Genomic DNA, 10,057 nt, shown 5'->3' on the forward strand with positions numbered 1-10,057 from the left:
TTTGTCGAAAGACCTTGATCAGTTTGTCACGGCGATTTCCGCATCGAACCTGCGGAGCAGTCGACTTCGTTCACCCGGCGAGCCGAAGGTGGCAAAGTCATAGTCCACCATCTTGATCATCGAGATATCCGGGGCTGCAAGCGGCAGGCTGGATTTCGCGTTGGATGGCACTTGGTTTTGGCCTGACGCCGCGCCTGTACCCTGCCCTTCCGGGCTCAGCGCGAAATCGACGAAGCGCTTTGCTTCCTCGATATTTCGTGCGCCTTTGACGATGCTCACGGCGCCGATCTCGTATCCGGTGCCCTCGCAGGGCGCGACGATGACGAGGGGAAAGCCGACTTGCTTCTGCGTGACGGCGTCATGCATGAAGGAAATGCCGATGAGCGTTTCTCCGCGCGCCGCCGCCTTGACGGGCGCAGCCCCCGAGGGGGTGTAACGCTCGATATTGCGGTTGAGCGCAGCGAGATAACGGAAAGCCTCGTCCTCGCCGAAGAGCTGCACCAACGTCGCAAGCGTCGTGAAGGCGGTGCCGGACGAATTCGGATTGCCGCTCTGGATGCGGCCGCGATAGGCGACGTCCGTGAGGTCCTTCCAGCAGGTCGGCGCGGGCAGCTTCAGCTCGCGCAGCAGGTCGGCATTGTAGGCAAAGCCGAGCGCCCCCGCATAAATGCCGGCCGAGCGGCCGCCGGACATAGCGAAGAAGTTCTGCGCCCACGGCAGCATGTCGCGCTCATGGGCAGGCTGATACGGTTCGAGAAGATTTTCAGAACCGGCCTGCAGATGGGTATCGCCGGTGCCGCCCCACCAGACATCGACGGTAGGCGCCGCTTTCTCCGCGCGGATCTGATTGAGGATATCGCCGGTGCTCTTGCGCGTCACCGAAATTTCGAGCCCGGTCTTTGCCTCATAGGCCGTCTTCATCGCGGCACACCACATCTCGTCCACACCGCACAGAACGGTGAGCGACGGGGCTGCCATGCCGGTGCTGGCGCTCGCCAGCCACAAAGCTGCTACCGCGCTGAAAGCGGTGATGCCTCTCACAATTTCCTCCCATTGGACCTTGCGTCCCAATCTCCGCAGTCAGGATGTCACATCTGTTTCCCTGCGCAATCGAAGAATGGTTACGGTTCTTACAGCGGGAGCGGCTTCATCGTCGAAAACATGACAAAGGTTACAAATGTGACAAATCGCATAACAAGAGCTCGCTTTGAAGATCGTGGCGGCTCTGCCTATAATAGGCGCGGGAGGACGTGCATGTGTTGAATGAGAGGATAAACATTCTGATCGTCGAGGACGATCCGGACATGGCGGAGCTTATCTCCGACCTCGTTGAGGCGGAAGGATGGACAGCGCTCACCGCGCCGTCCGCGGAAGAGGCCACGATCGTACTTTCGCGCGAAACCGTGCATCTCGTGCTCGTCGACCATAACCTGCCCGGCACCTCCGGCCGCACCTTCGCGCAGCGCCTGCGTGCGCAGGCCAATATCGGCATTGTCATGGTGACGGCTGCCGGCAGCGCCGTGGACCGGGTGCTCGGTCTCGAAACCGCGGCAGACGACTATGTCGTCAAACCCTTCGAGCCCATCGAATTGACTGCCCGTATCAAGGCCGTGCTGCGCCGGACGATCCCCTCGCTGAAGCCGGACCGGGAAAGCGAGCGGGAGCATGAACCGACATCCCTGAAGCTCGGCGAATGGTCGGTGGATCTCAAGGGCCGCCGCGCCATCTGCCGCACCGACCCTGCCAAGTCGCTCACGAGCGCCGAATTCGCGCTGCTCGAAATCCTCGCCGAAACGCCCAACACACCCGTTAGCCGCGCGCATATCCTCGATCGATTGGGCGCGGAAAGCGAGCGCTATATCGACCGCAATGTCGACGTGCTTGTGCTGCGTCTGCGTCGCAAGATCGAGCGCAATCCGGACCTGCCGCGCCATATCAAGACGCGCCGCGGCAAGGGCTATGTTCTCGACACAGACGATGGCGAGATCGCACCGTGATCAGCCGCCCCTTCCTCTCCTCCATCGCCTTTCGCCTGCCCTTCGCCATCGCCTTCATCTGCGTGCTCGTCTTCAGCCTTTCGACCATTGCCGTCTACGGCCTGCAGCGGGCGCGCCAAGAGATGGCCGCCTATGGCCTGCAAGCGTTTTCGAGTCTCGCCAAGGCCTCGCTGGTCTCGCGGCAGGTTTCCGATCTCGTCTCCAGTGCGCCCTTCCTGATGAATGCGACCTCACCCTACCGGGTCTCCAGCGAAAGCCGCTCGGTCGTCGTGCAGGTCGACGCGCTTTTACGCGCCATGCAACCTGAAAACGACGGGGCTGCCGTGCAGAGTTTTGCGAGCAGCCGCATCATCGAGCTACTCGAAACGATTCGCACGCAAACGACGACGCTTGCGGGCGACGCAGAATCGGCCCAGCAGCACAAAGCGGAGGCTGCGGCAGCGCTCGGCGAGATCGCGACCGGCAGCGGCATTGCAGACGCCGGTTTCCGCAGTCGGTTGAACGCCATCGTGCAATCCGCCTCCAACTCGGACAGCCTCTTTCAGCTCGGCGAACTGCGGCGGCGCTACGTGTCGGAAACCGCGCCGCGCCTCGAACGTGCCGCGCCGGACACCCGGATTGCCGCCGCCGAGCTTGCGCCTTACGAACGGGTCTTCGAGGCACAGACGCGGTATCTCCTCGAAATGTTCGCCATCCGCGCCGCCGTCTCGCGTCTGCACAACGTCTCACGCGATCTGTCGCATGCGACGGAAACCCAAAGCGAGGCCGTCGCCCGCAGCCTCAGTGATGACCTCGTCTCGACCTCCGATGCCTTGAGCCGCATCCTCGTCATCGTCGCCGTCGCCTCGCTGCTGGTGCTGGCAATGGCCGTCGTCTCGATCCGATCGGTCATGCGCGTCTCACGCGGCATCGTCTCCCTTTCGAACGGCATGAACGCGCTGGCAGAAGGTCGCAAGGATGTTGATACGCCGTGCTATGACGGCACGGAAACCGAGCTCGTGCGCCTGCTCGAAGCCTTCCGCGCGTTCCGGGAGAGCGTCGAGCGCGTGACGCAGCTGCGGCGCACGGCAGAGGCCGCCGCACGCACCATCCGCTCCACCTTCCGCAGCATGAACGAGGGCATCGCGTTGTTTGATCCGCGCGGCCGGCCGATCACCATGAACCGGCGTGTCATCGAGTTGGTCGGCTGGTCTGGTTCGGCCAGGAAATTGCCGCTCCGCAGTTTCGTGGCGCCGCTGCCAGAGATCGAGCCGACTCTCCTGCCGGCCGAAAACGATGCTGGGCTGCTCTCCGACCGGTCGGTGCTGCGCCACCGCTCCGACGCGGGGCGGGTGACGGAAGTGTCGCTGTCGCGCCAGCCCGATGGCGGAATCGTGCTGCTGGCGCGCGATATTACCGACATAGACCGGCAGGAGGCGGAGGCAGCAAAGATCCAACGCCTCGACGGCATCATGCGCATGACCCACCAGGTGAGCCACGAAGTAGGCAACATGATCGGCATCATCACCGGTAGCCTCGGCCTGCTGGAGCGCGAAACCGGCTTCAATGACCGGCAAAAACGGCACCTCGCCCGCATCCGTAAAGCTGCCGACCGTGGCAGGTCGCTGGCCGGGAGCATGCTTTCCATCGGCAGCCAGCAGCCGATCCATCCAGGCGCGGTGGAGATTGGTGCCGTGCTGCGCGGAATGGCCGACGTGCTGGAAATCGCGATCGGCGAAAAATGCCGGCTCGCCTTCGAAATAGCCGACGACCTGCCTATCGTCTTCATCGACACGGCGCTCTTCGAGCAATCGATCCTCAATCTTTGTCTCAACGCCGCCGCGGCCATGCCAGCGGGTGGAACAATCCATATTCGGTGCTCCCGCAGCGAGGCTAGCGTCAGCGTCAGCGTGACGGATGATGGCATCGGCATGTCGCCGGAGGCCGTCGACAAGGCGTTCGAGCCCTATTTCACCACGCGCGACGCGGAAGGAGGCGCGGGTCTTGGCCTTGCGGTGGTCTATGGCTTCGTACGCCAAAGCGGTGGAGACGCTCGCATTGCCTCGCTGCCGGGCAAGGGAACCGTCGTGGAACTTTTGTTTCCGGCGTGAATCGAGAGCACCAGGCTCTGGTTTTCGCGAGCTTCAGGTCGTCAGCGAGGGTATGCTGCATCGCCATCTCCCCATGGAACGAGCTTAGTCCGGAGCTAACAAGTGCTTCCGGACCAGGGCCATCGCGTCAATGCGAGGCGCCGGAGCCGCCTACACCAACGATCGTAAAGGGCTTGCCTTCGACTGGGATCGCACGAACTTCCTTCAGGCTCTCGGCGTCGACGACGCGAATCAGCGAATGCCGCGGATCGGTAATGGCAAGATGGCCGTCCGCAACAGCGAGACGCGGACGCGGATCACGCCAATGGCCGTCCTTGCTGTAGGCTTCAGTGACCTTGCCCTTGCGCACGATCTCGCCCTTGATCACGTCCAGTACATGAAGATCACCGTCCTCCGTCAGTATGTAGGCGTTGCGCGATGTGGCAGGATCAAGCAAGAAGTCGACGCGGCGGGTGGGAAGGTCGATCAACCGGAAGTGCTCCTCGCCGTCCGGATCGATCAGGACAATTTTGTCCTCGCCATAGTTGCCGAGGAAGAACTGCATCGCCTTGCCGCCAAGCAAGGTTCCGGTGCTGCCCTTTGGCAGGTCAGCGGGGTACGTCAGCATTTCCAGCTTCGGACCATCCAATCCACCGGGACGCGCGACGAGGACGCCTTCCTTGCAGCCGAAGGCAACCAGACGGGCCGAGGTGGCCTCGCCGTGAAGATCGGTGCACTTTGCCATCGCACCGACCTGTTCGCCCGTCTCGTCAACGACGCGAAGTCCCACTCGTGGTGGCAGTTCGTCGGGTTTGGTCGGAACTTCGATATTCGGTACGGATACGAGCACAAAACGTCCCATCGTCACCGCGACTCCGTGATGCGGCCTCGTCGTGTCGATCGTCCTGATGTCAGCCTTGCCGTCGAGAAGCGCCGCTTCATCAATGATATCGGCCTTGCCGCCGCGGTCGTAAAAGAGGATCGCGTGATCATCATGCGGAACGACGTGGAAAGGGCGCTTGCCCTCGAACGTCACCGGCAACAGCCCCGCGTCGGAAACGTCAAGATCCCGATGCTCGCCGTGGTCGGAAAAATCGATGCCCGTCTTTATGACGTGGACGATGTCATGATCCGATTGGGTGGCAAAAATGGTCTGGCCGGACGCACTTGCGGTCAGTGCCGCAGGCCCCTTGATGTCGTAGCGGCCGAGTTCCTTGCCGCTGTCGAAGTCGATCGCGCGGACAACGGGGTTGGTGTGATCCGCGACAAACAGGCGCCATGTTTCCCTCGTCTCGTGATCCTCATCGGCAAACGCTCCCGAAGCAGCAAAGATCAGACCTGACGTGACAGCAGCCAGCAGGCGATTACGGGTAAGGGACAGCTTCATAAGGATCCTTCCTTGGTGTTTGAACTTGTCGTCACACCGGCTGGGCTTACGCAGCAGCCTGGCGATCCGCATGAAGGAGAATGTTATTACGTTACATCCCCATTTGGGGAGTGTAATAACATTACATAGACAGTAGCTGTCAACCCCGATGAAGCGAGGAACGACATCTGCCAGAATGTCAGCGATGTTGCGCTCGGCTATCCGGGTCGCGCCACCATTCACCCCCTCCCCGGACGCATCGAGAATGCTCACTGACCGTGGTTGTCGGCGCCAATGGTTCCGAAAATTCCACCCGGTTTGAGGACGATCGCCGGTATCCTGAAGGCAATCAAGGGAGGTTCGGCTCTGCCGTTGAGGGGCCTGCCGGTTCGACCATTTCGACGGGTCTTTGCTGCGCATGGCCTCCTATCGGGCTGAAGGTGAACGGCTGAGCATTGCTGCCAGCCAGACCCGCTTTTCTGCCTACGTGGCGACACGCCACGAACATCCGCACGCGGATCGCGCTGATCCCCTTGGATTGACCGCTATCGTGCTGACGGCCGACGGTAAGGTCATGTCACGAAGCGAAGTCTGCTGGCGGACCAAAACCCCGACGGCCTCTATCTAATCGGGGGCTACGCCGAGCCCGATGAGAGCGACGGACCCGTAGACCTCTTCAACGAGATTGCCCGCGAAGTAGAGGAGGAAATCGCCGTTGGAGATGTATCCCGATCTGAAGCCGTGGCTATCGGTCTGGCTTATGACCCGGTTCTGCCACCCGGAACTATTTCTGCTGATGCCGAGCAAAGCCACGGCTAAGGATATCCTGCCTCGCCCTTGCAGCGGGAGCCACTCACATCTTATTCTTGTAGGCCCGAGCTCAAATATCCATTGTCTTTTGGATCGCATTTCGGACAGCGCCGGCCGTCGGAGTGGTAAGGCGTTCCCGTGCCGATCAAGCATTGTCCCTTCAGGATAGGGGCGGTCGGTTGTTTTTATCTTAGTCATGCTGCAGTGCAGGAGGCGGCTTAAGATGCAATTCCTGGTCCATTCAAAGACGATCGCCGAACTTGAATACGACGGCGAGACCTGTCTTTTGCAGGTGCTCTACAAAGACGGACGAGTTAGGTCTGTTCCTGATGTCGCTCCCACGCTCGTGATGAGAATCCTCGCGCGGGTTCCCGTCGAAAAATCTCCATACCTCATGCAGAGAGCGATCTAAGGGTTTTGCGGAAATCGTGACTGCCTCGGAGTTCGGGTGCCTTTACTCCAGTGTGACGCCCGATGGCGCCCGACCTTTTTCCGCGCAGTACGAGCCGCCGGCGAGATCGCGTTAAGAAGAGTTTAGGGTCCAAGTCCGGTCCAGGAAAGATATCAAGAAAGGAAAATTGTACCCAATAAATCAAGGTAATATCGAAAAGCGGCCTTCGAACAGGCTCAAGACTGGCCATGTGGTAGTCCATACCGTTGTCGGCGGTGAAGGGTATCTGCTCTTGACATCCCGTTCTCCGATCGCGCCGGGCCGAAAAGTCCGCGAGATACGGCCCATGGCGGCAACGGCATCAGTCACCACCGCGCTCGATTGATCCGTGCTTCTACGAGCTTCGCCAACCATGTGGCTGGCTTCCGACGCTCGCTCGGTAGAGCTCTTGACGGCGGATGTGATCTCCTCAAGGCTTGCGGCAGTTTCCTCCAGCGACGCGGTCTGTTGCTCTGTGCGGAAACTGGCCTTCCCATCCCGAGATTCGTGTCGCTGAAATCGGCTCGGGCGCGAATGCGAATCGGCCCGGCGTTTGAATACGCGGTTAAGTGGCTTTACCAGGCATCAGGTTTGCCATTGGAAATCACTGAAGAACATGGAAATTGGCGACAAGTCCGCGACTGCGATGGCGTATCCGGCTGGATGCATAGATCGCTTCTCGCCAGTGATCGTACAGCAATCGTTGGCCCCTGGCTCAAAGAGATGACAGCGCTGAGAACGCAAGCGGAGAAAACCAGTTTCACAAAAGCCGAACTTGAACCACGGGTGCGGGTTCGGATCCGTTCATGCACGCTTTCGTGGTGCAATGTCGTTATCGACAAGGACCAGATCAGTGGCTTCGTGGAAAAGTCTGCTCTATGGGGCGTGGGATGCTTCGCCGACCCCTCCTCGCTCGCGCCAACGCAAAGCGTCTATGAGGAAAGTCGTCTGGCATGGGTGTTCGATGTCGCTTAGGCAAAGGCGTCGGCAGTCGGGGCCTGTGTCTCCCGGCGATATCCGAGCGGTCGCCCCCAACTTCGTGAGGCCGAGAAGACCGTGGGAGAAGTCCGATCCGATTTTTCTCGCAACCCGCGGCCGAAGACGGTGCTACGAAGGACCATTCATAAGTTCCTAGGTGAATAGTCAAATCGTCTGGATTGCGTCCTGACCATCATCAGCATCGTCGCCGAGTATTCCCGTCAAGGCCACGTTCAAGCGGTCTCTCCATGTGAGAGCGCTCCCGATCCGCGGCTTTGAAGCACGATGGAATTTTCTCGCGAAGTCACGAAATAGGCACAGTCTTTTTAGCAACATTAGTGAATATGGCTGGCAAATTTTCAGCCGACGCCATTGTGGTGCAACGCAAATCGCATCGGCCAGCTCGCGAACCATACTTCCAGCGTGCTCCGCCGTTCATTCACATCATGACATTTAAGAAGGACTATTCGCATGCCACGATCGGGACGCCGGACCTCTGGCCTTGCTGACGATGTCTATGAAGGCCTGGCGGGGTTCCGGCTGGCCATGAGGCGGTTCCTGTCATTCAGTGAGGCCGCTCTCGCCGAAGCCGGCGTCACATCGCAGCAGTACCAGGCTCTCCTGGTGGTGCGGACGACGCCGGGCTGGCAGATCAGGCTCCGCGACCTCGCCGAACAGATGCTCATGCACCATAACAGTGCCGTTCAGCTTGTGGACCGGATGTGCTCGGCAGGTCTCGCGGAGCGGATACCGGCGGAAGATGACAAGCGCAGCGTGCTGATCGGCATGACGATGAAGGGCGTGCTCACCCTTGAATCCCTGGCGAAGGTTCATGTCGAAGGAATGCATGCCCACGAGCCGCTGTTGGCTGAATCCCTATCCCGACTACGTCAGGTGACGGAACTGGCCTGACCGTCACTCACCATTTCTTGATCGCGACGTTCTTGACCTCCAAACGCGCCGTTGTATCATTGTGTGATATAAATCCGAGGAGAACGGCTATGCAGTATGAAGAAGACGGCTACCGACCAACAAAGAGCGTATGGGCTTGGTCTGTTGTCGGCGCCTCGGCATTGACCGTGGTGCTCGGATTCACCTGGGGAGGATGGACGACGTCGGGACGGGCCGCGGTGATGGCCGATATCGCCGTCCGTAACGCAAAAGCCGATCTGGTCGCGGGCATTTGCGTCCATAACTTCGTCACGGCGAGCGACGCTCAGGAGAACCTCAAGACGCTGCAGGCGAAGTCGTCGTGGCAGCGTGACGACTTCATCACCGACGGAGGTTGGACCAATATCGCGGGGATCGACCATACTATCACAAACGCGGCGGACGCCTGCGCCGACCAGCTCGTGAAGATGAAGGAACTGCCGCAATCGGGAGGAGATGCCGCAGTCACCGACAGCTAGAGTTCAGGCCGGAAGTGATGAGTTATCCGGTCCGCGCGAGGCCCGTCCGAAATGATTTCGGGCGGGCCGTCTTTACGCTCTGGAATCGCTTGTGCCAGCGAGCTCGGGCTCCCTGCAATGCCTGCAGAACCTCGCTTGTCATGAGGTGAGCGGCCATCAGGACCGCAGGCGAGATCGCGAGCTCGCCGTCCTCCCTTAGCACTCCAAGACCGATCAGAATGGTTTCCAGTCCCCCCATCCTGAGATCGAGTTCAGCGCGTCTATCGATATGTCGTTTTCCCCCTCCCCAGCCTGTTCAAGCGAAAAGCCGCATTCCTCCTGGCGGGACGCCTCGTTCGCCTTCGCGGACCGTCTTCAGATATTCGAGAACATCTCGGATAAGGTTTGGATGGGAGGGTTTTGATATCAGGCCGATCACCTTTGAAAGATCGGTTTCAATCATTTCAGGGCTTCCTGTGACCATGACCACCGCGACGCCGAACTCGCTCGCGAGATACTGCCCGATCCGTGGACCGGTCGCTCCGTCCCTCAGGTTGACGTCCACAAGGGCAATCGTGCTGAAGGCGGCGAACTGCTGCGCGGTCTCGAAGCTGTCGGCCGTCCCGGAGATCTCATAGCCAAGTGTCGTCACAATATCCTCAAGATCAGCCGCGATCAGCACGTCGTCTTCGACGATCAGTATTTTCTCCCCAGCCATCGCTCCCCCTTTTTGTTCATGCTGCATTCAGGATTGACAATATGGGCGAACGGTTAAAGAATGTCACCACATGATATAATGAGCGAGCCCATGACCAAGACCGCCTTCCTCTCCGCTGTGTTTGCCTGCTATGTCGCGGTCATGTTCGCCATCGCCTCTATCCCTGGAGAGATGTCTTCCGAAGTTTCGCAGGCTCAACAGCTACAGGCGGTGAATTGATCTCCGGCGCAGGGTGGCGAAAATCAACCACGCACAGACATCGGAGCGTGACCATGTCACCGGATAGCAAGGTCTTTATCGC

At 59.9% G+C, this 10,057-nt stretch carries 10 protein-coding genes and 1 pseudogene; 7 read left to right on the plus strand and 4 right to left on the minus strand.

Annotated features, from left to right (window positions below; genetic code table 11):
- Nucleotides 1-18: 18 nt before the first annotated feature.
- On the minus strand, nucleotides 19-1,041 hold the full coding sequence (locus AC1ECN_RS26500) for an ABC transporter substrate-binding protein (RefSeq protein WP_130659496.1): 1,023 nt from the start codon (nucleotides 1,039-1,041) through the stop codon (nucleotides 19-21).
- Nucleotides 1,042-1,256: 215 nt separating this feature from the next.
- Here AC1ECN_RS26500 and AC1ECN_RS26505 point away from each other — a divergent pair, with 215 nt between their 5' ends.
- Entirely contained in the window at nucleotides 1,257-1,997 is a 741-nt protein-coding gene (locus AC1ECN_RS26505) for a response regulator (protein WP_221966112.1), read from the plus strand.
- On the plus strand, nucleotides 1,994-4,087 hold the full coding sequence (locus tag AC1ECN_RS26510) for an ATP-binding protein (protein ID WP_477954578.1): 2,094 nt from the start codon (nucleotides 1,994-1,996) through the stop codon (nucleotides 4,085-4,087). Before AC1ECN_RS26505 ends, AC1ECN_RS26510 begins: the two co-directional genes overlap by 4 nt.
- A 127-nt stretch (nucleotides 4,088-4,214) precedes the next feature.
- On the opposite strand, the gene aztD is transcribed toward AC1ECN_RS26510, so the two are convergent.
- Nucleotides 4,215-5,453 carry a zinc metallochaperone AztD gene (aztD, locus tag AC1ECN_RS26515; RefSeq protein WP_222334208.1) on the minus strand — a complete coding sequence of 413 codons (1,239 nt, stop codon included), beginning with the start codon at nucleotides 5,451-5,453 and terminating at the stop codon, nucleotides 4,215-4,217.
- 1,012 nt (nucleotides 5,454-6,465) lie between these two features.
- Between aztD and AC1ECN_RS26520 the strand changes: the two genes are divergently transcribed.
- Nucleotides 6,466-6,654, plus strand: a complete 189-nt coding sequence (locus AC1ECN_RS26520) for a hypothetical protein (protein ID WP_315855606.1) — start codon at nucleotides 6,466-6,468, stop codon at nucleotides 6,652-6,654.
- Nucleotides 6,655-6,963: 309 nt separating this feature from the next.
- Here the strand turns inward: AC1ECN_RS26520 and AC1ECN_RS26525 are convergent.
- A pseudogene (locus tag AC1ECN_RS26525) lies at nucleotides 6,964-7,167 on the minus strand (methyl-accepting chemotaxis protein); the annotation flags it as partial.
- Between the two features lie 12 nt (nucleotides 7,168-7,179).
- Between AC1ECN_RS26525 and AC1ECN_RS26530 the strand changes: the two are divergent.
- From AC1ECN_RS26530 to AC1ECN_RS26540, 3 genes are all read left to right on the plus strand, one after another.
- On the plus strand, nucleotides 7,180-7,647 hold the full coding sequence (locus AC1ECN_RS26530) for an SH3 domain-containing protein (RefSeq protein WP_315860815.1): 468 nt from the start codon (nucleotides 7,180-7,182) through the stop codon (nucleotides 7,645-7,647).
- A gap of 474 nt (nucleotides 7,648-8,121) precedes the next feature.
- The gene (locus AC1ECN_RS26535) at nucleotides 8,122-8,562 is read left to right on the plus strand and encodes a MarR family winged helix-turn-helix transcriptional regulator (RefSeq protein WP_222334068.1); all 441 of its coding nucleotides are present in this window, start codon (nucleotides 8,122-8,124) and stop codon (nucleotides 8,560-8,562) included.
- 89 nt (nucleotides 8,563-8,651) lie between these two features.
- Nucleotides 8,652-9,059 carry a hypothetical protein gene (locus AC1ECN_RS26540; protein WP_222334066.1) on the plus strand — a complete coding sequence of 136 codons (408 nt, stop codon included), beginning with the start codon at nucleotides 8,652-8,654 and terminating at the stop codon, nucleotides 9,057-9,059.
- Nucleotides 9,060-9,354: 295 nt separating this feature from the next.
- Here AC1ECN_RS26540 and AC1ECN_RS26545 read toward each other — a convergent pair whose 3' ends face one another.
- Nucleotides 9,355-9,783: a response regulator gene (locus AC1ECN_RS26545; protein WP_261321060.1), complete on the minus strand. Its 429-nt coding sequence runs from the start codon at nucleotides 9,781-9,783 to the stop codon at nucleotides 9,355-9,357.
- A 63-nt stretch (nucleotides 9,784-9,846) separates the two neighbouring features.
- Here AC1ECN_RS26545 and AC1ECN_RS26550 point away from each other — a divergent pair, with 63 nt between their 5' ends.
- Entirely contained in the window at nucleotides 9,847-9,975 is a 129-nt protein-coding gene (locus AC1ECN_RS26550) for a hypothetical protein (protein WP_261321059.1), read from the plus strand.
- Nucleotides 9,976-10,057 lie beyond the last annotated feature (82 nt).

Source organism: Rhizobium sp. 01N447_2, from assembly GCF_056399245.1.